This window comes from Leisingera aquimarina DSM 24565 (genome assembly GCF_000473165.1).
Lineage (GTDB): Bacteria > Pseudomonadota > Alphaproteobacteria > Rhodobacterales > Rhodobacteraceae > Leisingera > Leisingera aquimarina.
Map to the genome: position 1 here is coordinate 3,014,106 of NZ_KI421504.1, position 21,732 is coordinate 3,035,837.

General features: G+C 60.1%; 20 protein-coding genes and 2 tRNA genes. 11 read left to right on the forward strand and 11 right to left on the reverse strand.

Annotation, left to right across the window (positions count from 1 at the left end; translation table 11 throughout):
* Positions 1-9 precede the first annotated feature (9 nt).
* Positions 10-414, forward strand: coding sequence for a hypothetical protein (locus AQUI_RS32550; protein ID WP_156916876.1), 405 nt, complete (start codon positions 10-12; stop codon positions 412-414).
* Between the two features lie 72 nt (positions 415-486).
* On the opposite strand, the gene AQUI_RS0119025 is transcribed toward AQUI_RS32550, so the two are convergent.
* From AQUI_RS0119025 to mepK, 3 genes are all read right to left on the reverse strand, one after another.
* Positions 487-563, reverse strand: a tRNA-Arg gene (locus AQUI_RS0119025).
* 61 nt (positions 564-624) lie between these two features.
* Positions 625-690, reverse strand: a tRNA-Arg gene (locus AQUI_RS0119030).
* A gap of 168 nt (positions 691-858) precedes the next feature.
* Positions 859-1,428, reverse strand: a complete 570-nt coding sequence (gene mepK, locus AQUI_RS0119035) for a peptidoglycan L,D-endopeptidase MepK (protein WP_027258918.1) — start codon at positions 1,426-1,428, stop codon at positions 859-861.
* Positions 1,429-1,776: 348 nt separating this feature from the next.
* Between mepK and AQUI_RS0119040 the strand changes: the two genes are divergently transcribed.
* Genes AQUI_RS0119040 through AQUI_RS0119055 form a run of 4 tightly spaced genes read left to right on the forward strand, consistent with a single transcriptional unit; the run spans position 1,777 to position 6,041 of the window.
* The gene (locus AQUI_RS0119040; protein ID WP_027258919.1) at positions 1,777-3,405 is read left to right on the forward strand and encodes a L,D-transpeptidase family protein; all 1,629 of its coding nucleotides are present in this window, start codon (positions 1,777-1,779) and stop codon (positions 3,403-3,405) included.
* A gap of 39 nt (positions 3,406-3,444) precedes the next feature.
* Positions 3,445-4,518: a UDP-3-O-(3-hydroxymyristoyl)glucosamine N-acyltransferase gene (gene lpxD / locus AQUI_RS0119045; RefSeq protein ID WP_027258920.1), complete on the forward strand. Its 1,074-nt coding sequence runs from the start codon at positions 3,445-3,447 to the stop codon at positions 4,516-4,518.
* Between the two features lie 48 nt (positions 4,519-4,566).
* Positions 4,567-4,824, forward strand: coding sequence for an acyl carrier protein (locus AQUI_RS0119050; RefSeq protein ID WP_027258921.1), 258 nt, complete (start codon positions 4,567-4,569; stop codon positions 4,822-4,824).
* A gap of 8 nt (positions 4,825-4,832) precedes the next feature.
* Entirely contained in the window at positions 4,833-6,041 is a 1,209-nt protein-coding gene (locus AQUI_RS0119055) for a beta-ketoacyl-[acyl-carrier-protein] synthase family protein (RefSeq protein WP_027258922.1), read from the forward strand.
* A gap of 65 nt (positions 6,042-6,106) precedes the next feature.
* Here AQUI_RS0119055 and AQUI_RS0119060 read toward each other — a convergent pair whose 3' ends face one another.
* Positions 6,107-6,745 (reverse strand): invasion associated locus B family protein, encoded by a 639-nt coding sequence (locus AQUI_RS0119060; protein ID WP_027258923.1) that lies wholly within the window; start codon positions 6,743-6,745, stop codon positions 6,107-6,109.
* Positions 6,746-7,243: 498 nt separating this feature from the next.
* On the opposite strand from AQUI_RS0119060, the gene AQUI_RS0119065 reads away from it, so the two are divergent.
* A complete protein-coding gene (locus tag AQUI_RS0119065) occupies positions 7,244-8,788 on the forward strand; it encodes a helicase HerA-like domain-containing protein (RefSeq protein ID WP_027258924.1) in 1,545 nt (514 codons plus the stop codon).
* Between the two features lie 109 nt (positions 8,789-8,897).
* On the opposite strand, the gene AQUI_RS0119070 is transcribed toward AQUI_RS0119065, so the two are convergent.
* The 5 genes from AQUI_RS0119070 to AQUI_RS0119090 all read right to left on the reverse strand — a co-directional run bounded on the left by AQUI_RS0119070 (position 8,898) and on the right by AQUI_RS0119090 (position 14,487).
* Positions 8,898-10,220 (reverse strand): branched-chain amino acid ABC transporter permease, encoded by a 1,323-nt coding sequence (locus AQUI_RS0119070; RefSeq protein ID WP_027258925.1) that lies wholly within the window; start codon positions 10,218-10,220, stop codon positions 8,898-8,900.
* Entirely contained in the window at positions 10,217-11,227 is a 1,011-nt protein-coding gene (locus AQUI_RS0119075; protein ID WP_027258926.1) for a branched-chain amino acid ABC transporter permease, read from the reverse strand. The genes AQUI_RS0119070 and AQUI_RS0119075 overlap by 4 nt, the downstream gene beginning before the upstream one ends.
* Before the next feature lie 421 nt (positions 11,228-11,648).
* Positions 11,649-12,362, reverse strand: a complete 714-nt coding sequence (locus AQUI_RS0119080) for an ABC transporter ATP-binding protein (protein ID WP_027258927.1) — start codon at positions 12,360-12,362, stop codon at positions 11,649-11,651.
* A gap of 47 nt (positions 12,363-12,409) precedes the next feature.
* Positions 12,410-13,195: an ABC transporter ATP-binding protein gene (locus tag AQUI_RS0119085; protein ID WP_027258928.1), complete on the reverse strand. Its 786-nt coding sequence runs from the start codon at positions 13,193-13,195 to the stop codon at positions 12,410-12,412.
* Between the two features lie 98 nt (positions 13,196-13,293).
* Entirely contained in the window at positions 13,294-14,487 is a 1,194-nt protein-coding gene (locus AQUI_RS0119090) for an ABC transporter substrate-binding protein (protein WP_027258929.1), read from the reverse strand.
* A 189-nt stretch (positions 14,488-14,676) separates the two neighbouring features.
* Here AQUI_RS0119090 and AQUI_RS0119095 point away from each other — a divergent pair, with 189 nt between their 5' ends.
* Positions 14,677-15,780: a PQQ-dependent sugar dehydrogenase gene (locus AQUI_RS0119095; RefSeq protein ID WP_027258930.1), complete on the forward strand. Its 1,104-nt coding sequence runs from the start codon at positions 14,677-14,679 to the stop codon at positions 15,778-15,780.
* Positions 15,781-15,801: 21 nt separating this feature from the next.
* Here the strand turns inward: AQUI_RS0119095 and AQUI_RS0119100 are convergent, their stop codons facing one another.
* The gene (locus tag AQUI_RS0119100) at positions 15,802-16,806 is read right to left on the reverse strand and encodes a GlxA family transcriptional regulator (RefSeq protein WP_027258931.1); all 1,005 of its coding nucleotides are present in this window, start codon (positions 16,804-16,806) and stop codon (positions 15,802-15,804) included.
* A 181-nt stretch (positions 16,807-16,987) separates the two neighbouring features.
* On the opposite strand from AQUI_RS0119100, the gene AQUI_RS0119105 reads away from it, so the two are divergent.
* Positions 16,988-18,358: a class II 3-deoxy-7-phosphoheptulonate synthase gene (locus AQUI_RS0119105; RefSeq protein ID WP_027258932.1), complete on the forward strand. Its 1,371-nt coding sequence runs from the start codon at positions 16,988-16,990 to the stop codon at positions 18,356-18,358.
* 168 nt (positions 18,359-18,526) lie between these two features.
* Here AQUI_RS0119105 and AQUI_RS0119110 read toward each other — a convergent pair whose 3' ends face one another.
* Positions 18,527-19,363, reverse strand: coding sequence for a PAS domain-containing protein (locus AQUI_RS0119110; protein ID WP_027258933.1), 837 nt, complete (start codon positions 19,361-19,363; stop codon positions 18,527-18,529).
* 240 nt (positions 19,364-19,603) lie between these two features.
* On the opposite strand from AQUI_RS0119110, the gene AQUI_RS0119115 reads away from it, so the two are divergent.
* The 3 genes from AQUI_RS0119115 to AQUI_RS0119125 are packed head-to-tail and all read left to right on the forward strand — an operon-like array spanning position 19,604 to position 21,675.
* Complete coding sequence (locus AQUI_RS0119115; RefSeq protein WP_027258934.1) at positions 19,604-20,500, forward strand: YicC/YloC family endoribonuclease; 897 nt, start codon at positions 19,604-19,606, stop codon at positions 20,498-20,500.
* Between the two features lie 15 nt (positions 20,501-20,515).
* Positions 20,516-21,157 carry a guanylate kinase gene (gene gmk / locus AQUI_RS0119120; RefSeq protein WP_027258935.1) on the forward strand — a complete coding sequence of 214 codons (642 nt, stop codon included), beginning with the start codon at positions 20,516-20,518 and terminating at the stop codon, positions 21,155-21,157.
* Entirely contained in the window at positions 21,154-21,675 is a 522-nt protein-coding gene (locus tag AQUI_RS0119125) for a gamma carbonic anhydrase family protein (protein WP_027258936.1), read from the forward strand. Before gmk ends, AQUI_RS0119125 begins: the two co-directional genes overlap by 4 nt.
* The last annotated feature ends 57 nt before the right edge of the window (positions 21,676-21,732 follow it).

Sequence of the window (21,732 nt, forward strand, 5' to 3'; positions counted from 1 at the left end):
TTCTCGGCGATGCTCGCATCGCCTGTCACGCAGTGGGTCAGCCAATACCTGTCGATCAAATACACAGAGCGGTTGGGAGAAGCTGGTATCGAGCCCTCTGCCGGCAGCGCCGGAGACAGTTGCGACAATGCCTTGTGGAGACAAAGCCAGACGCTTTTGGCAGCCTCAATTACACGCGGGCAGCTTGTCGAGCGTGAGGCGCTTTTGCAGGCGGTGCAGGCCGGTGACACTCTGGTGATCGCTGCGCCGTTCTGCATTGGCCTTTCCGAAAAGGATGCCGCTTGGTTCCTTGGCGAGTTGTCGGCGCGTGGCGTGGCAGTGATCGTCAACGGCGATCTGGTGCGGCGTGTGGCGTCTGCGCAGAATGTCCATCATGTGCGGCAGGTCAAGCGCCGGGCCGCGAAATCCAAATAGGAGGGCGGCCGTCACCTGAAAGTAGCGAAGCCCCGGCGATTGCTGGGGCTTTTTTCTGCCTTGGCAGGTGTGTGGCGGTCCCGACAGGATTCGAACCTGTGACTTCTTGCTTCGGAGGCAAGCACTCTATCCAACTGAGCTACGGGACCGTGTTTTTGTTGCGTGTAACAGATACGGGCGGGAAATAGACCCTGATTTTCCTTACAACTCAGCACCTTAACAAATCTGGCCTCTGCCTTCGGAGGGCAGCGCTTTATCCAGCTGAGCTACAGGTGCGTCGTTAAAGCGGGGTATAACCGTGCTTTGCAGCCTCTGCAACGGGAAAAACCGGCTGTTTACAAATTCATGGCCATAGCTTGGGACGCTCTGGGCTGGCCTGTGTCCTGAAAACCAAAAAGCCCGCACTAGAGTGTGCAGGCTTGCATTATTGCAAAGAGCCGGTGGTCAGCCGCGCCAAGTGCGGACAACACCGCAATCCATATGCACGAAGTTCGAACGCTGGTACTTACCGACACCACCGGCGTGGCAGGCCTCGGCGGCCTTGGCCATTTGCGACACCGACCGTGATGCCAGCCGCAGATCGGCAGCCTGGCCGCGCATATGCAGGGAGTTCTTTGCCACCCCGCGCGAGCGGCTGCGCAGCATTGCGTTGGTTTTCGGGCTGCGGTAGCCGGACAGCAGCATATAGGGCTCGTTCACATCCAGAAGATTGTGCGAGGCGGCCATGATGTCGATGGTGCGCAGGTCCATGTCCTTGACCTGATCAGTGCGCCAATCGCGCATGAAGTGATTGACTTCCCTGACCGCGTCTTTGATGTACTGGCCGTCGATCCAGTAGACCATGTCCAACCGTTCGCCAGTGCGGCCCGAATACATGCGGATCCGGCGGATATCACCGCCGCCGCGCAAGAAGCCTGCTGCATTGGAGAAGGTCGGGGCTGCTGCCACTGCGGTTGCAGCAAATACACCCAAAAGAGAACGCCGGGAGATCCCCGTGCCCGTGGTTTTCGCCATTTTCACTGCGCCGTCCCGTACGCTTCTAGTCCTGCCTGATCGCCCGATGTTACGGGCTCGCCAACTGCCTTAGTTAACGTGCGGCCTGTATGACACAGCCTGAATCTGGTTCCAACATTTCTTTGCCGCGCTGTAACGGGTAGCCCGTTTTTCGGCGATTTCTTGCGCAAAAGGGGAGGGGCAGGGAACTTTTCCCCGCGACTGTTGCAACAGGGCTTCTTAGACGCGGCATCGGTGCATCAATGTTAACTTTTCGCGATTGTGAATGGACAACACCGGCTGGCATTTACCAGAATTTCAGGTAGGCACCGCTAAGATTAGCAAAAATCGGCTCAAGGACCGGATATTATGACGCGCGCATCCGCAGGAAACTTTTTGCCGGGGATTAGAGCAGGGCTTTTTGCTCTGGCTTTGGGCGGCCTGACCGCGGGGACTGTTTCCAGTTCAGCGCAGGCTGAAATTTCGGCGGCTTTCCGCCAAGCGGTGGCGGAAGCCGCCTCCGGCAGCGGCTCCGTGGCCAAATTCTACCGGGAGAACGGATATCAGGCGATTTGGACCGGTTCGGATGAGGCCTCGCGCCAGCGCCGCAATGCGCTGCTGACGGCTTTGAAGGAAACCCATGCCCATGGTCTGCCGGACCGTTCGGCAGAGGTCAGCGCGCTGATGCAGCAGATGCGTGAGGTGCGCACCACGCGCGACATCGGCACCATCGAGGCCGCGCTGAGCCAGGCCCTGGTGGATTACGCGACCGATCTGCAGACCGGCCTTCTAGTGCCGTCGCGGATCGACGATGGCATGGTACGCAAGAAACATACTGTTGACGGGGCCAGTTTTCTGGCAGGCATCCAGGATGAGCAGCCTTATGCATATATGCGCAGCCTGGTGCCGGCATCGCCGCAATACCGCGCGCTGATGCGTGAAAAGCTGCGGCTGGAGCAGATCCTGGCCGGCGGTGGCTGGGGACCAGGTGTCAACGCCAAGAAATTGGAGCCTAGTGATCAGGGCCCGGCTGTCATTACCCTGCGGAACCGTCTTATGGCGATGGGTTATCTGCAGCGTAGTGCTGCACGCAGCTATGATGCCGCGCTGGAAAAGGCTGTACAAAGCTTCCAATCCGATCATGGATTGGAAACCGACGGAGTGGCTGGCGCCGGTACAATCGCCGAGGTGAACAAACCTGTCTCCAACCGCTTGAAATCCATAATCATCGCGATGGAGCGTGAGCGCTGGCTGACACCGGACCGGGGCGAGCGGCACATTCTGGTCAACCTGACTGATTTCACAGCCAAAATCGTTGATAATGGTGATGTGACCTTTGAAACCCGTTCTGTAGTCGGCAAAAACACGCATGACCGCCGCAGCCCGGAATTCTCCGACGAGATGGAGCATATGGTGATCAACCCGAGCTGGTATGTGCCGCGCTCGATCATCACCAAGGAGTATCTGCCCAAGCTGCAGAGCAACCCTAACGCGGTCGGCCATATCCAAATCACCGATCGGCGCGGCCGGGTTGTGAACCGAGGGTCCGCTGATTTCTCACAGTATACTGCGCGGAACTTTCCGTTCTCCATGCGGCAGCCCCCCAGCAGCCGCAACGCGCTGGGGTTGGTCAAATTCATGTTCCCGAACAAATACAACATCTATCTGCACGACACCCCGCAAAAGAGTCTGTTTGCCCGCGAAGTGCGCGCTTTTTCGCACGGCTGTATCCGGTTGGCACAACCGTTTGAATTTGCGTACGCGCTGCTGGCAAAGCAAAGCGAAAACCCGAAGGAATTCTTCCACCGCATCCTGAGCAGCGGCAAGGAAACCAAGGTGCCGCTGGAGCAAAAAGTGCCAGTGCATATCATCTACCGGACCGCCGTTGTCTCGGGCAAAGGCCGCGCAGAGTTCCGCCGTGATGCCTATGGCCGCGACGCCAAGGTCTGGGCAGCGCTGGAACGCGCGGGGGTGGTGCTGCCCGGCGTTCAAGGGTAAATAGCAGGCCCACACAGGATTATTCTGAAAGGGCCTGCCATGTTCACAATCCGCCAGATCGCTGAGTCCCTCGGGACCGAAGCCCAGGGCGACCTGGATCTGCAAATCGCAGGCGCGGCAGAGCCGCAGGATGCCGAAGCGGGCCAGATCGCCATGGCCATGGCGCCGAAGTACGCGGAGGGTCTGCAGGCAGGCAACGCGCAGGCAGCCGTGCTGTGGGAAGGGGCGGACTGGCAGTCGTTCGGCTTGAAGGCCGCTATCTTTGCCCCGCGTCCGCGAATGACAATGTCCGGCGTGACAGCCATGCTGGACCGCGGCCAGGGGTTTGCTGCCGGTATTCACCCTTCTGCAGTGATCGACCCGACAGCGGAGCTGGGTGAGGACGTGTCGGTTGGCCCGCTGGCCGTCATTGGCGCCGGAGCCAAAATCGGCGCCCGCTCGGTCATCGGTCCGCATTGTTACATTGGAACAGATGCGGTGATTGGCGAGGACTCCCAGTTGCGCGAAATGGTCTCGATCGGCGCCCGGGCAACCATCGGCGACCGTTTCCGTGCCCAGCCTGGCGCACGCGTCGGAGGCGATGGTTTTTCTTATGTCACCCCCGAAGTTTCCGGTGCTGAAAACGCCCGCAAGACCATGGGAGATCAGGGTGAGACCAAGGCGCAGGCCTGGGTCCGCATCCACTCTCTGGGGAGCGTCACCATTGGCGATGACGTGGAAATCGGCTCCAATTGCACCTTGGACAACGGTACCATCCGCGACACGGTGATCGGCAATGGCAGCAAGCTCGACAATCAGGTGCATGTGGGCCACAACACCCGGGTCGGGAATGATTGCCTGCTGTGCGGCCAGACCGGCATTTCCGGCTCTGTCGATGTCGGCAACAACGTGGTGCTGGGCGGCCAATGCGGCGTGGTCGACAATATTTTCATTGGCGACGGGGTGATCGCCGGCGGCGGCACCAAGATCCTGTCGAACGTGCCTGCGGGCCGGGTGATCATGGGCTATCCCAGCGTCAAGATGGAAACCCACACTGAGATGTATAAAGCACAACGCCGCCTGCCGCGTTTGATGCGTGACATCGAATTGTTAAAAAAGGCTGTTTTCAAGTAACGGCCGAATTACTACATCTGCCTCAACCACAACGTCGGGGATCTCCACATGAGCACGCAGGACAAGGTCATTGCAATTCTTGCCGAACAGGCGGTTCTTGAGCCGTCGGATGTGACCCTCGACAGCACGTTGGAAGACCTGGGCATCGATAGCCTGGGCCTGGTCGAAAGCATATTCGCCATTGAGGAGGAGTTTGATGTTTCGATTCCCTTCAATGCGAATGAACCCGAAAACAGTGATTTCAACATTTCCAATGTTGCGGCTATCGTCGAAGGCATCGACAAGCTGATTTTGAAAAAAGCGTAAGATAGCCCATGAAGCGCGTCGTCATCACCGGGGCTGGAACCATCAATGCCTTGGGACATTCCGTGCCCGCCACACTGGAGGCCATGCGCGAAGGCCGCTGCGGCATTGGAGAGTTGGAGTTTCGCGATGTGGACCGTCTGGCAATCCGCATCGGCGGTCAGGTCCGCGGGTTTGAGGCAGAAGGGCGGTTCAACCGCCAACAGATGAGCCTCTACGACCGGTTCACCCAGTTCACCCTGACTGCCGCTGAAGAGGCGATCGAACAGTCAGGCCTGGAGTTCCATGGCGATCTGTCTGCCAAGGCCGGCGTGGTTTTGGGCAACTCCGGCGGCGGTATGCAGACGCTGGATGAAAACTACCGCAGCGTCTACGAGGACGGCAAGAACCGGGTGCATCCCTTTGTGGTGCCCAAGCTGATGAACAATGCTGCAGCCGGCCATGTGTCGATGCAGTTCAACCTCAAGGGTCCCAGTTTCACCGTGTCCACGGCCTGTGCGTCCTCCAACCATGCGATGGCGCAGGCGTTCCAGATGGTGCGCTCGGGCATGAGCCCGGTGATGATCACCGGCGGCTCTGAATCCATGCTGTGCTTTGGCGGGGTCAAGGCCTGGGAGGGGCTGCGGGTGATGTCCAAGGACGCCTGCCGCCCGTTCAGCGCCAACCGCAATGGTATGGTGCAGGGCGAGGGCGCAGGCATTTTTGTGTTCGAAGAGTATGAGCACGCCAGGGCACGGGGTGCTGAAATTCTGTGCGAAGTCATCGGCTTTGCCATGTCATCGGACGCAGCGGACATCGTGATGCCCAGCAAGCAGGGCGCCGCCCGCGCCATTTCGGGCGCTTTGCAGGATGCCCGTATCAACGCGTCTGAGGTGGGATATATCAACGCTCATGGCACCGGCACCGCTGCCAATGACAAGACTGAATGCGCTGCCGTCGCGGATGTTTTCGGCCCCCATGCGGACAGCCTGATGATCTCCTCCACTAAATCCATGCATGGCCATCTTATCGGCGGCACCGGTGCGGTTGAGCTTCTGGCCTGCATTATGGCGCTGCGCGACGGGGTGATTGCCCCGACCATCGGCTATGAAGACCCCGATCCGGAATGCGCGCTGGATGTGGTGCCGAACGAGGCCCGCGAGGCCAAGGTCGATGTGGCCCTGTCCAACGCCTTTGCCTTTGGCGGGCTGAACGCAGTGCTGGCGCTGCGCAAAGTCTGACCCCCGGAATGAAAACGCCGCGGCTCGAAGGCGCGCGGCGTTTTCAGTTTTCAAAGCCAGCGGGCTTATTGCTTGACCACGTCCACGACGTCAAAGCCGGCGGTGAAACCGCTCAGCGACAGTTTCATCTGCACCACTTGATCCGGTGCCGGCGCCGGACGCAGCGACAGAACGGCTTCCTTGCCTTTCCGGAAGGCGTCGATGTCGCCCTGTGTCAGGCCGATTTGCGCCACACAGCCCAGTTGGTTGCAAAAAGAATAGTTGTAGCGTTTGGCCGGGGCGCCATCGATTGATATCGTCAGCGCGGCGGGCAGCAGCGTTTCCAACGGCACGATGACGGTGGCCCCGGCAACGGCCTGGCCGCCTTGCTGATCAATCCGGAACAGCGACACTTCGGCAATCGGGTTGCCTTGCGGACCTGCCAGCACCTGCAACAGCGAGCAGGGATCGGTGCCACTATCAGTTTTGATGCAGGCCAGATCCCAATCGCCGTGCGTTTCCTTGGAGTAGCGGTCGCCAGCCCGGGGGCCATCGCTGACCGGTTCGCCCAGATCCAACAGTTGATCTGCAGTTGATTCTGTTTGTTCTGTCTGCTCAGCGGATTCCGCCCCCGCAGTCTCTTCCGCGGCCGTTTCCTGTGCCGCCAGCGGGGCGGACATGGCCAGCACTGCGGCAAGCGTGATCGGGGTCAGGGACTTCAACATGAATGCCTCATTTTTCTAAAGACGCTGGTTTTGCGTTTACCACGCCGGCCGGGTGGTGTCAGGCCTATAACAAATGATCTGCCGGGGAAATCCGCGCAAAATGTTTCAAGCCTGGAAGTCACTGTACTGGAACAAAAAAGGGAACCATGCGGCTCCCTTTTTCGTGTTGTGTCTCCCCGTCGGACTGGCCGACTTAGTTATTGCGTAGGACGTTACGAAAGGGCTGGCCATCGGTCAACATGCAAGTTCAAAAAAAGTCGCGCAGGCTTCAATTTAGGGAGAATGGAACCCTGGATGTCTGGATCGCCGCGGTATTTGCCTGTTTAGCAGGCAGTCCCGCCATAAAAAGAAGGCCGTGCACGAGGCACGGCCAGTCTGACAGGGAGGAAATGTCCGCCACGGCAACCGCATTTGCAGGGGCGGGCAAGATTGACTATCGCACTGAAAAGTTAACGCTGTATTGTTATCCACAGGAAAAAGAAAGGGCATGGGACAGGCATGGCAGACAGTATCTTTCTGGGCGGCGGCGGCGAAGGTTATGGCGCGCCGCAGGGGCTTGCCCTGAAATACGCCAACCGGCATGGGTTGATCGCCGGGGCAACCGGCACAGGCAAGACAGTCACTCTGCAAATCATGGCTGAAGGGTTTTCCAATGCCGGCGTGCCCGTGATCCTTGCTGATGTGAAGGGGGATCTGTCCGGCTTGGCAAAGCCTGGATCACCAAGCCACAAACTGCATGACGCCTTCACCTCGCGCGCGGAGAAAATCGGGTTTGCCGATTATTGCTACCATGCCTGCCCGGTCGCTTTTTGGGATCTCTATGGCGAGCAGGGCCACCCTGTGCGCACAACTGTTGCGGAAATGGGCCCGCTGCTGCTGTCCCGGTTATTGGAGCTGAGCGAAGCGCAGGAAGGTATTATGAACATCGCGTTCAGGCTGGCAGATGAAGACGCCTTGCCCCTGCTGGACTTGAAGGATCTGCAATCGCTGTTGGTCTGGATCGGCGAAAACCGGACGCAGCTGTCACTGCGGTACGGCAACGTGTCCCCGGCTTCGATCGGTGCTATCCAGCGGCGTCTGCTGGTGCTGGAAAACCAGGGCGGTGCCGGCCTGTTCGGTGAGCCGGCACTGGCGCTCAGCGATCTGATGCGGTGCGATACCGCCGGCAAGGGCATGATCAACATTCTGGCCGCGGACAAGCTGATGGCGGCGCCGGGGCTCTATTCAACCTTTTTGCTTTGGCTGCTGAGTGAGCTGTTCGAAGAGCTGCCCGAGGTGGGCGATCCCGAGAAACCGCGTCTCGTGTTCTTTTTTGATGAGGCGCATCTCTTGTTTGAGGATGCTCCAAAGGCGCTGATCGACAAAGTTGAACAAGTGGCGCGGTTGATCCGGTCCAAAGGAGTTGGGATCTACTTCATCACCCAGAATCCGGCTGATGTGCCGGAGGATATTCTCGGCCAGCTTGGCAATCGCATTCAGCACGCGCTGCGGGCTTTTACCGCCAGGGACCGCAAGAATCTGAAACTGGCGGCGGAAACCTACCGCGAGAACCCGCGTTTTTCCACCGGGGAGGCTATTCGCGAAGTTGGAGTCGGGGAAGCCGTCACCTCTATGCTGCAAAAAAAAGGCGTGCCAGGCGTGGTAGAACGCACGCTGATCCGCCCTCCAAGTACCCAACTCGGACCGGTTACACCGCAGGAGCGGGCGGCCATGCTGGAAGCTTCGGACATGGCAGGGAAATACGACAATCCGCTGGACCGGCAGTCTGCATATGAAATTCTGGCACAGCGCGCGCAGACAGCGGCGCAGGATGCGGAAACCTCCGAGGTCGCAGCAGATGAGGCCCCCCAGCCGATGGCGCGGGAATTCAACGCCGCCCGCCGGTATTCCGGTTCAAGGGTCAGCCGGTCTTCTGCAAAAGCTTTCCGGAAAAAAGATACCTTCACCTCGGCAATGTCTGAAGCGGTGATCAAGGAGCTGAAGGGCACGACCGGGCGCCGGATTGTCCGCGGCATTCTCGGCAGCCTGTTCAAAGGGCGCTGAGCAAAGAAAAACGGGTTTGGCTTTGCGCCAAACCCATGCCTCCGGCGGGAGTATTTTTCACCAGAAAGAAGCCAAAAGCGCCGCCCGGGCCTCGAGGGCGGCGCTTGTTTTACTTTTCAGGGATCAGCCCGCGCGGGCTGAATCTGAGAACCAGCAGCAATATTAAGCCCATCGTGAACAGCCGCATGTGCGAGGCGCTTTCCAACAGGTGGGTCTTAAGGGCGCTGCCCTCGTCCATGCCGGAGGTGACAAACTCCATCAACAGGATGCCCATCGGCTCCACTTTGATCCAGAAGAACCAGATCAGCATGCCGCCCAGAACTGCGCCGAAGTTGTTGCCGGAACCGCCGACGATCACCATCACCCAGATCAGGAAGGTGAAACGCAGCGGGTTGTAGGTACCCGGCGTCAGCTGGCTGTCCAGTGTGGTCATCATTGCGCCGGCAATGCCGCAGATGGCGGATCCCAGCACGAAGATCTGCAGATGGCGGCGGGTCACGTTCTTGCCCATTGCCTCGGCCGCAGTCTCGTTGTCGCGGATTGCACGCATCATCCGGCCCCAGGGGCTTTTCAACGCCATCTGCGCCATCCACAACAGCGCCAGCAGCACCGCGGTGAACATCAGCGCATAGCCGGTCTTGACATAAATGGTCGAGGCAAGAACCGGGTCGAGACCAATTCCCGCAGCGCTCTCAACGAAACCCGGATCGTTCTGCAGATCCACTTCATAAGGCAGGGGACGGGGCAGGCCGACCACGTTCTTCACACCGCGCGACAGCCAGTCCTCGTTCTTGAGCACGGCAATGATGATCTCGGCGATGCCCAGCGTGGCAATCGCCAGATAGTCCGACCGCAGGCCCAAAGCGGTTTTCCCGATTAACCAGGCCGCACCCGCAGCCAGCAACCCGCCCGCAGGCCAGGCCAGCAGAACCGGCAGGCCCAGACCGCCGATGTTGCCTTGCAGTGCGGGGTTGATCGCCTCAACCGCACCAACCGCCGGATCAAAGATCGCCCGGTAGACAAAGAAACCCGCTATCATCATACCAGCCAGCACCAAGGAACGCAGTTTGCCGGGGGGCATGAATTTGCTGATCATCACACCGGCAACCACGGTCATGGCGCCCATGACCAGCGCCATCACGATGCTGACCCCGCCCGAAGACCAGGCTGCGGGGATCACCGGGGTCGAGGTCAGCACCACAGCCAGACCGCCAAGTGCGGTGAAACCCATGATGCCGACGTTGAACAGCCCGGCAAAGCCCCACTGGATGTTCACACCGATCGCCATGATGGCCGAGATCAGCCCCATGTTCAGGATGACCAGCGCCGAGTTCCAGGAGCCGGAGAAGAACAGAAAGTCGGTGGCGCCCTCGGCCAGGATCATCACGCCGACAAAGACGAAAAGAAGGGTATGTTTCATAGTGTCGGTCATACCGCTTTCCCTTTGAAAAGGCCGGTGGGCTTGAACAGGAGGACAACAATCAGGATCGCAAAGGAGACCGCGAACTTGTAGTCGGTGCTAAGAAGCTGAACCAGCCCGTCAGGCGCCAGGCTGTCGGGCAGCCCGTAGTTCAGCACCTTTTTCCAGGCGTAGGTAATTGTCACTTCGGAGAAGGCGATGATGAACCCGCCGGCAATGGCGCCCAGCGGGTTGCCCAGGCCGCCAACAATTGCAGAGGCAAAGATCGGCAGCAGCAGCTGGAAATAGGTGAAGGGTTTGAACGACTTGTCGAGGCCATACAGCACGCCGGCAATGGTCGCCAGTGCTGCCACGATCATCCAAGTGTACATCACCACACGCTCCGGGTTGATGCCCGACAGCAGCGCCAGATCCTCGTTATCGGAATAGGCCCGCATGGATTTTCCGGTGCGGGTCTTGTTCAGGAACCAGAACAGCGCCGCCACCACGATGATCGCGGTGATCACGGTGATACCTTGGGTGGTTTTGATCGCCAGCCCCTCGTTCAGACCGGTCATCTGCTTGAAGGTGCGCGCCTTGATGATGAAACGCTCGCCATCGGCAAACCGCTGGTCGCCGGGGCCGATGATAAAGCGCACTATGCCGTTCATCATGAACATCACTCCGAGCGAGACCATCACAAAGATCACCGGCTTGGCCTTTTGTTCGCGGTAAAACCGATAGACGGTCCGGTCCGTCAGCAGCGCCAGCCCGATGGTACCCAGAATGCCAAAGGGCAGGGCAAGCAATGCGGTCGGCAGCACGCCAAAGCTGATCCCGACCGACTGGAACGCCCAGGTGACCAGGATCGTCACCATCGCGCCAAACGCCATGGTGTCGCCATGGGCAAAGTTCGAGAACCGCAGGATCCCGTAGATCAGCGTCACCCCCAGCGCGCCAAGCGCAAGCTGCGAGCCATAGGCCAGCCCGGGGATTACAACAAAATTGGTAAGCGCCACTAGGGCGTTGAGAAGATCCATCAGTAAATCCCCGATCCCATTTGGCAATCCAATTGGATTTTGACCATATCGCTACGGTCTCCGTTATTTGCGTGATGCCAAGTTACGTGTCCGTCCCGGCCTTCTACCTTGTCCGTTGGCAGCAGAGAGGTGTCGGAAGTGAGAGCATGGTACCAAGCAGAAAAGCTCGCGTCGTTCGGAGCCCAGATGTGTGCAGCACAATATCCATCGACACAGAGGTGAAAGTACTGAACCCGGACGGCGTCACCAGTCCGTAGTTCAAGGGACTCGCCTTCGTCCGTTGCAATCACTTGAGGCTCTGTGACTTCACACGCATACGTCGGGTCGAAGACGGCCCAGCCAGATTGCGCTGAGGCGCAAATTGCGGCAGTTGCCAGAGCTGCGGAGCCTCCGGATTGACTGAAGTTTCCAAACATCGGATTCAGCCCCCCAGGAACGACTTGCGCACTTCGGGATCGGCCAGCAGCTCCTTGCCGGTGCCGGTATAGGCATTGCGCCCCTGCACCAGAACATAGCCTTTGTCCGCGATCTCAAGCGCTTGCTTGGCGTTCTGCTCCACCATCAGGACCGGCAGCCCGGTGCGGGCGACCTCGATGATCCGGTCGAACAGCTCATCCATTACGATGGGCGAAACACCCGCGGTAGGCTCGTCCAGCATCAGAACCTTGGGCTTGGTCATCAGCGCGCGGCCCACGGCCACCTGCTGGCGCTGGCCGCCGGACAGCTCTCCGGCCGGCTGGTTGCGCTTTTCCTTCAGGATCGGGAACAGAGTATAGATCTGCTCGATTGTCCCGGAAAAATCATCGGTGCGGATAAACGCGCCCATCTCCAGGTTCTCTTCAACCGTCATCGAGGTGAAGATATTGCTGGTCTGGGGCACAAACCCCATGCCCTTGACCACCCGGTCCTGCGGCGACAGCGCGGTGATGTCCTCGCCGCCCAGCCGCACAGTCCCTGAGTGCACGTTCAGCATCCCGAACACCGCCTTCATGGCGGTGGATTTGCCGGCCCCGTTCGGGCCCACGATGACGGCGATCTCGCCGGGGTTCACGGCGATGGTGCAGTCATGCAGGATATCCGGCCCCTTGCCGTATCCGCCTGTCATGCAGTCGCCAATCAAAAATGGTTCAGACATTCATATGCTCCGTTCCCCTTCGCAGGGGGCAACGCGGCGCAAAGGCATCAAGCCTCGGCCAGTTTGTCTTTGTTTTTCAAGCCGGTGCCCAGATAGGCTTCGATCACTTGCTCATTTGCCTTGATCTCGTCCAGCGTGCCTTCGGCCAGTTTCTTGCCCTCGGCCATGCAGATCACCGGGTCGCACAGGCGGCCGATGAATTCCATGTCGTGTTCGATCACCACAAAGGTATAGCCGCGCTCCTCATTGAGGCGCTTGATCGCATCGGCAATGGTATACAGCAGGGTGCGGTTCACGCCGGCGCCGACCTCATCCAGAAAGACGATCTTGGCATCCACCATCATGGTGCGGCCCAGCTCCAGCAGCTTCTTCTGGCCGCCCGAGACCTGTCCCGCCTTCAGGTCGGCGATATGGCTGATGGTCAGGAATTCCAGCACCTCATCCGCCTTGGCCCGCAGCGCGCGTTCCTCGTCGGCAATCCGCTTGCGGCCGAACCAGGTGTTCCACAGGGTCTCACCCGATTGCGCGCCCGGCACCATCATCAGGTTTTCCCGGCACGTCATCGAGGAAAACTCATGCGCGATCTGGAACGTGCGCAGCAGCCCCTTGTGGAACAGCTCATGCGGGGGCAGGCCGGTGATATCCTCACCGTCCATGGTGACACGGCCGGAGGTCGGCGGCAGAACACCCGCGATTACATTGAACAATGTGGTCTTGCCGGCCCCGTTCGGGCCGATCAAACCGGTTATGGACCCCTTAGCGATTTCCAGCGAAGCGCCGTCCACCGCATGGAACCCGCCGAAGTGCTTATGCAAGTCCTCGACGACGATCATGTCATTTCATCCCCTGCCGCGATTTTGCGGCGTTTTAAATTTGGAACAGCCCGGGGGGCACCCGGGCTGGTCTTTCGCTCTGTCTTTTCAGTCGCTTATCAGCGGAACTTGACGGTTTCGATCTTGCCGCCTTTGACTTCGACTTCGCGGTAAGAACCCGCGCTTTCACCGGGGCCGATCAGCTCAACGCCGGTTGCGCCCTGATAGTCGATCTCACCGCCAGCGGCGAGGATTTCCAGTGCCTTGCCCAGCTCGCCGGGGTTGATCGGTTCGCCCGGCCCATTGGCAACATCCAGGATTTTGCCCATATAGTCGGCCGGCTTGGTGGAATTGGCCGCCTGCATCGCAAGCAGGAACAGAGCGGCAGCATCATAGGATTCCGGCGCATAGGCCGAGGTGCCGTCAAAGTCCGCTGCCGTCGCCATTTCAGCAAAAACCCTCGAGCCTTCGCTGTCCGATCCTGCGATCTGGCCGAAAGAGCCGTCCAGGTCCGGGCCGACGTTCTGCGGCAGGGAATCCCCGATCATGCCGTCGGGCAGGCCGAACAGGTCAAACGCACCGCTGTCCAGCGAGCCTTGGATAATGCCCAGACCGCCCTGGTCCAGATAGCCGGCCACGACCAGTACATCGCCGCCAGCTGAGGCCAGCGCGCCGACTTCGGCCGAATAGTCGCCTTTGCCGTCTTCATGGGCGGCAACGATGGTGACTTCGCCGCCGGCGGCTTCGAAGGCGGATTGGATCGAATCTGCAAGACCTTTGCCATAGTCGTTGTTGGTATAGGTCAGTGCGATCGAGGAGACGCCGCGTTCGTTCAGCACCTCTGCCATGATCTGGCCTTGGCGCGCGTCCGAAGGCGTGGTGCGGAAGAACAGGCCGTTGTCTTCCATTGTGCTCAGACCGGGCGAGCTGGCGGACGGAGAAATCATCACCATGCCGTTCGGAATGGCCACGTTCTGCAGAACTGCGCCGGTCACGCCCGAGCAGTCGCCGCCGACGATGCCATTTACGCCTTCTGAGATGATTTTCTCGGCGTTGGCCACGGCCAGACCGTTGTCGACACAGCCATTGTCAGCACGAACAGAGCTGACGGTCGCGCTGTCCAGCAGTTTGCCGGATTTGGTGACTTCTTCCATCGCCAGTTCCGCGCCGCTGGCCATTGCCGGTGTCAGCGATTCAATCGGACCTGTGAATCCGAACAGGATCCCGAGCTTCACTTCCTTGGCGTGGCCGCCGGCATATGCGGTGCCAGCCGTCAGCGCAGCGGCCGCGGTGGCCATCAGCAGTTTCTTCATTTGAAAACTCCCATTGTTGGAACAAAAATGTTCACATCGGACCCTAGGCAAGCCGGTTCAAAAAGAAAAGTCCTATTGAACCGGAACAGTTTTCCCCGGGCTGCTTGGTTTATGCTGCACCTCCATATGATCCCCGGATGCAGCGCGGGCGTGGATTTACAGGGGAATCGACAGAAGGAAAAGACCTCCATGACCAAGTTTTCCAGCTTCCTGACGGTTGCCGTTGCCCTGCTGACGTTTTCCACGCCAGGGCAGGCAGAAAAGCTCTCATCAACGCAGGGGGACCTCAGCGTGAGCCGGCAGGCGGGAGGTTTTGACGTGCCATGGGCGTTTGATTTCCTGCCCGGCGGCGGGCTGCTGGTAACCGAGCGTGATGGGCGGCTGTTTCATGTGCTGGAAGGCCGCAAGCAAGCCGTCAAGGGGGTACTGGCGGTTGCGGCCGAGGGGCAGGGCGGCCTTCTCGACGTAATGGTGCCACGGGACTTTATCCGCAGCCGCGAGATTTTCCTGACCTTTTCCAGGCGCCAGGGCCGGGGTGCTGGCACGGCCTTGGCGTCTGGGCGGCTCAGCCCGGACAGCACCCGGCTGACTGACGTCCGGATCCTGTTCGAAGCCGCGCCCGGCGCATTGGGCGGGCGGCATTTCGGCTCCCGCGTGGTCGAGGCGCGGGATGGCAGCCTGTTCATTTCGCTGGGCGAGCGCGGCGACCGGCCCAGCGCCCAGAACCTGCGGCTGCACCAGGGATCGGTGGTGCGGATCAACCGCGACGGTTCGGTGCCCGCCGGCAATCCCTTCACGGGCACGCAAGGCGCGCAGCCTGAGATCTGGTCCTACGGACACCGCAATCCGCAGGGCATGGCGCTGGATCTGCAAGGCAACCTCTGGGTCGCTGAACACGGAGCCAAAGGCGGTGATGAGGTGAACCGGATCCGCAAAGGCGCCAACTACGGCTGGCCGGTTATTTCCTACGGGCGTCATTACTCAGGGGGCAAAATCGGCGAGGGTACATCAAAGCCTGGAATGGAGCAGCCGGAATGGTATTGGGATCCCTCCATCGCGCCGTCCGGCATGATGATTTATTCCGGCCGGATGTGGCCGCAGTGGCGCGGAGATATCTTCGTAGGCTCGCTGAAATTCGACTACATTTCCCGGCTCTCGGGAGCGCCGCTTGTCGAAGCCGAGCAGCTGCGCAGCAGTGAGACCGGGCGCATCCGTGACGTGCAGGAGGCGCCCGACGGCAGTATTTGGTTTGCTTCGGAAAGCGCGGGTGCGGTGTACAGGCTATCCCGCTGACCGGCAGGCCAGCCCTGCGGGTTACACTTTATACGTCGCCGCCTTGCTGCCGCGTTCGCGGTAGGGCGTTGTGTCGTAATGCGCCCGGTAGCATTTGGAGAAATGCGACGGCGAGGCAAAGCCGCAGGCCAGCGCCACATTGATCACGCTCATATCCGTCTGCATCAGCAGGTTGCGTGCCTTCTGCAGCCGGATTTCCATGTAATAGCGCTTGGGCGACCGGTTCAAATACCGGCGGAACAGGCGCTCCAGCTGGCGGGTGGACATGCCGACATCCTGCGCCAGAACCGACGGGCTGATCGGTTCTTCGATATTGGCTTCCATCATCTGGATTACCATCGACAGCTTCGGATGGCGCACCCCGATGCGGGTCGGGATCGACAGCCGCTGGGTATCCTGGTCGGTCCGGATGGACGAATAGATCAACTGATCCGCCACCGCATTGGCCAGCTCTTCGCCATGGTCATTGGCAATCAGCTTGAGCATCAGATCGATGGACGAGGTGCCACCCGCGGTGGACAGCCGGTTTCCATCAATCACAAAGACCGATTTGGTCAGGTCAACTTCGTCGAATTCCTCGGCAAAGCTGTCGGCGTTTTCCCAGTGAATGGTCGCCCGTTTGCCGTCCAGCAGCCCGGCCTTGGCCAATGTGTAAGAGGCGGTGCACAGCCCGCCGATGGTCAGCCCTTTGCGGGCTTCACGGCGCAGCCAGGCCAAGAGCTTTTTGGTGGTGGATTCCTGCACATCAATGCCGGAGCACAGCATGACCACATCATCGCGGTGCAGGTCGTTCAGATCGCCGTCCAGATTGAACGTGGTGCCGGCCGAGCAGGTCACCGTTTCGCCGCCTTCACCGATCAGCGTCCAGGAATAGGTGTCATCCCCATGCATCCGGTTGGCAATCCGCAGGCATTCGACAGCCGATGCATAGGAAAGCATCGTGAACTTATCGAGAAGCACAAAAACGAACCGCTTTGGCTGGCCGGCGTCAACTCCAGAATCAGCAGGCTTGCGTGGCGTCTGCATGGCGAGCGTCCTTCAAGAAACAATTCGGGCCGCGGCAGCACGCTCCGCGGCAGGTCGGGAAACCGTGCTCACAGCTTGGACCCGGGGTCAAGTGGGCGCAATTCTAAACTGGCCACCCCGGTGCGGATTTTGTATAGAGCACACAACATAATCTAAAGACCTCTGATGGGGAGATAAAGTCATGAGCGAATGGCAAAAAACGGACTGGCGCAACAAGCCGCGGGTTCAAATGCCGGACTATACCGATGCGGCAGCGCTGAATGCTGTCGAGGCTCAGCTTTCCAAGTTCCCGCCGCTGGTATTTGCCGGCGAGGCGCGCCGCCTCAAACAGCATCTTGGCGCGGCAGGGCGCGGCGAAGCGTTTTTGCTGCAGGGCGGCGATTGCGCTGAGAGCTTTGACCAGTTCAGTGCTGATGCGATCCGCGACACTTTCATGGTAATGCTGCAGATGGCGATGGTGCTGACCTATGGCGCCAAGGTGCCGGTGGTGAAAGTGGGCCGCATGGCCGGCCAGTTCGCCAAGCCGCGCAGCGCGCCGACCGAAACCATCGATGGTGTTGAGCTGCCCAGCTATCGCGGCGACATCATCAACGAGCTGGACTTCACCCCTGCTGCGCGCATTCCGAACCCGCAGAAAATGCTGCAAGCCTATACACAGGCCGCCGCTACGCTGAACCTCCTGCGCGCTTTCTCCACCGGCGGGTTCGCAGACATGAGCCGGGTGCATTCCTGGACTCTGGGTTTTACAGATGAGCAGGAAGTCCAGAAATACAGTGAGATCGCCAATCGTATCCAGGACACTATCGATTTCATGGCAGCTGCCGGCATAACCGCCGACACTACCCATGAATTCTCGACCGTGGATTTCTACACCAGCCACGAAGGACTGCTGCTGGAGTACGAAGAAGCGCTGACCCGGCTTGATTCGACTTCCGGTAAATGGCTGGCCGGTTCCGGCCACATGATCTGGATCGGTGACCGAACCCGCCAGCCTGACGGTGCCCATGTGGAATTCTGCCGCGGCGTGCTGAACCCGGTCGGTCTCAAATGCGGCCCGACCACCACTGCCGAGGATCTGAAGGTGCTGATGTCGCGCCTGAACCCGGACAACGAAGAGGGCAAACTGACGCTGATTGCCCGTTTCGGCGCAGGCAAGGCCGGCGAACATCTGCCGCGCTTGGTCAAGGCGGTCAAGGAAGAGGGCGCCAATGTCACCTGGGTCTGCGACCCGATGCATGGCAACACCATCAAATCCTCCACCGGTTACAAAACCCGTCCCTTCGATAGTGTTCTGCGCGAAGTGCGCGACTTCTTCGGCGTCCACAAGGCCGAAGGCACTATCCCGGGCGGCGTGCATTTCGAAATGACCGGCCAGGACGTGACCGAATGCACCGGCGGCGTCCGCGCGGTGACAGATGAGGATCTGAGCGACCGATACCATACCGCCTGCGATCCGCGTCTCAATGCCAGCCAGTCGCTGGAACTGGCCTTCCTGGTGGCCGAGGAACTGTCTGCCCTGCGGACTTCCCAAAGCACCCGCCAGGCTGGCTGAGAACCTGGACAGGCCGCGCGCTGCCAAGGCGCGTGGCTTTCAAAATTTCTGCACACGTAAAAAGGCGCCCCGGGGTTCTCCCGCGGGGCGCAGTCACTTCAAGCGCTATGACCTTGGACTTGAATTAAATATATTGCTGCGCCGGGATCGTATCGCGGCACCCGCATGTCAGTCGCGGCTGACCACGAGACGCAGATGCGAAGCTCTTTTTCGCTTATTTTCGGTCGTGTCCGCCGCTATCGCAGCTGTGTCTGCCGGTTCCCCAAGCTTGCCCGCCCGGCTGCGCTCCAGCAGCGCCTTGGCTTCCTCCAGAAGCGAGCGTTCAGGCTTGAAGCGGGCCTGGGTTTCGGCAAAGCCCGGATTGGGCTGGTTCACGTCAGGGCGCTGATCCCTGTCTGCAGCGCGCGGCTTGGCCTTGAATTCGGCAGAGCCGGGCGCCTTGCCAACTGTGCGCATTTCAATCGAGGTGATCGAGAACCGCTGCGAGGTGGCTGCCGTTCCCTCATCCGCCACCAGCACCCCCAGCACCCTGCTAATGTCACCCAGGTCGCTGCGCAGCGGCAGCAGCAGCATGCGGGCCTCGCGCGGGGTACGCTGGCGCGGCGCCTCGATTTGCAGTTCCAACTCCACGATGGCGGGTGTTTCAAACATATGCTCCATGGCGGAGCTCAGCTGCTTGCGCGCTTCGGTGGTGAAGAACGCCGTCACCGGCATGCCGCGCACTTCCATGCCAGCCATTTCATTTACCAGCGTTCCTGCCAGGCGGAAGCGGGCAATCCCCGGGGCGATCCGTTCCAGAATGAAAGTGTTGCTCAGGATGTTCTCCAGCCCGCGCGGATCAATCTGCGAGCGGCTCGGCACATCGTCTCCGCGGCGAAGCGCGGTCCAATAGGCCTCCGCCTGGCGCAGCGGCGACGGCGTTCCGCCCTTGCGGAAGCGGTTCATCGACACAACCTTGTCCTGACCTGTCGTCATTTCAGTTCCGCTGCGGCTGCCAAAAATCATCTCATCATCCCCTTCAACCCCGGCCTTCCCTTTGGTCGCGGCAGCCGGCGGCTGCGTTAACTCTTAGGGCCGGCTTGGTTACCCTGAAGTTAAGATGACACAATCTAATTCAAATTTGGACTACTTCTTTAAGCAATGGTTAACGCGATGGGCGAGCCGCGGTTATGCGATTGCGCTTGCACCCTATACTTTCGAGACAGTAGAGCTGATCAATCACCAGCGATAAAGAGGGCATTCAGCATGACTATCCGCAGCATGACCGCCTTTGCCTCGGCACAGGGCAGCTCCGATCAGCACAGCTGGAGCTGGGAGCTCCGATCGGTCAATGCCAAGGGGCTGGATCTGCGGCTTCGGGTGCCGGACTGGCTGGAAGGCCTTGAAAACCACACCCGTTCCGTTCTGGCCAAAGCGCTGTCGCGGGGCAATGTCTCGCTGACTTTGCGCATTTCCCGCAGCGAAGACGGCGCCGGGCAGATGCGGATTAACGCTGCCATTCTGCAATCGGTGATCAAGTCGCTGGCTGAGACACAATCCATTGCCAAGCAGAACCGCGTGGAAATCCGACCGGCCTCGGCCGCCGAAGTTCTCGCTTTCAAGGGGGTGCTGGAACAGTCCGCGGGCGATGACGACCCGGTGCCGCTGGTCGCTGCACTCAGCAAGGAACTGGAAACCCTTGTGGCGGAATTCGTGCAAATGCGCGAAGCCGAGGGCGCGGCTCTTGCCCAAATCCTTAACAGCCAGCTGGAGCAGGTAGCCGCGCTGACAGCCCAGGCCGGGGAGCGTGCCGAAGAGCGCAAATTGAAAATGGCGGAGACCCTCAAGACCAACCTTGCCCGCGTCATGGACAATGCCGATGGCGCGGATCCAGACCGTGTGGCCCAGGAGCTGGCCCTGATCGCGGTCAAGGCCGATGTCACCGAAGAATTGGACCGTCTCGGCGCCCATGTCACCGCCGCCCGCGACCTTCTGGCCAAGGGCGGCGCGGTTGGCCGCAAGCTCGACTTCCTGATGCAGGAGTTTAACCGCGAGGCCAACACGCTTTGCTCCAAGGCTCAGCATGCCGGCTTGACGGCGGTCGGGCTTGAGATGAAAACCGTGATCGACCAGATGCGCGAGCAGGTGCAGAACATAGAATAAATAAGGAGTGCCCAGATGGCGGACCGCCGCGGCCTTTTGATCATCCTCTCATCGCCTTCGGGCGCCGGCAAATCCACCCTGGCGCGCCGCCTGATGGCCTGGGATCCGGGGCTCAAGTTCTCGGTCTCCGCCACCACCCGCGCCCCGCGTCCGGGCGAGGAGCACGGCCGCGAGTATTACTTTATGTCCGAGGACGAGTTCCGCCAGAAAGTGGCCGAGGGCGGAATGCTGGAGCACGCCCACGTCTTCGGCAATTTCTACGGCTCGCCCGCAGGCCCGGTAAAGGACACCATTGAGGCCGGTCAGGACGTTCTGTTCGATGTCGACTGGCAGGGCGAAATCCAGATCCGCAATTCCGATCTGGGCAAGCACGCGCTGTCGATCTTCATCCTTCCGCCCTCAATCCCGGAACTGCGCCGCCGCTTGGAAACCCGAGCGCAGGACAGCGACGAGGTGATCGCCAAGCGGATGCAGAAAAGCTGGGACGAGATCAGCCACTGGGGCTACTATGATTACGTGCTGGTCAACGACGACCTGGACGAGACAGAGGCGCGGCTGAAAACCATCGTCGAGGCCGAGCGGATGCGCCGTATCCAGCAGCCCCGGCTGCAGGACCACGTCCGCAATCTGCAAACTCAATTTGAGGAACAGTCATGACGTTGTTTGCACTCGGAGATCACCAGCCCCGGATCCACGAAGACACCTGGGTTGCCCCTGATGCCAACCTGATCGGCAAGGTGGTGATGGAGGCAGGCGCCTCGGTCTGGTTCGGCGTCACCATCCGCGCTGACCACGAGGAAATCCGTATTGGTGAAGGCACCAATGTTCAGGAAAACGTGGTGATGCATATTGATGCGGGCTATCCGCTGACCATCGGCAAAAACTGCACTATCGGCCACAAGGCGATGCTGCATGGCTGCACCATTGGCGAAAACACTCTGGTTGGCATGGGTGCCACCATCCTGAATGGCGCGAAGATCGGCAAGAACTGTCTGATCGGCGCCGGCGCGCTGATCACCGAGAACAAGGAAATCCCCGACAACTCGCTGGTGATGGGCAGTCCCGGCAAGGTGGTGCGCGAGGTGGACGCCGCGCTTGCCGAAAAGCTCACCCAAAGTGCGCAGCTCTATCAGGACAACATGCGCCGCTTCCGGGCTGAGCTGAAGCCGCTGTAACCGGTGCCCGCCGCCACATCAGCTTTACAAAGCCGCGCTAGACAGGCTGGGTTCTTA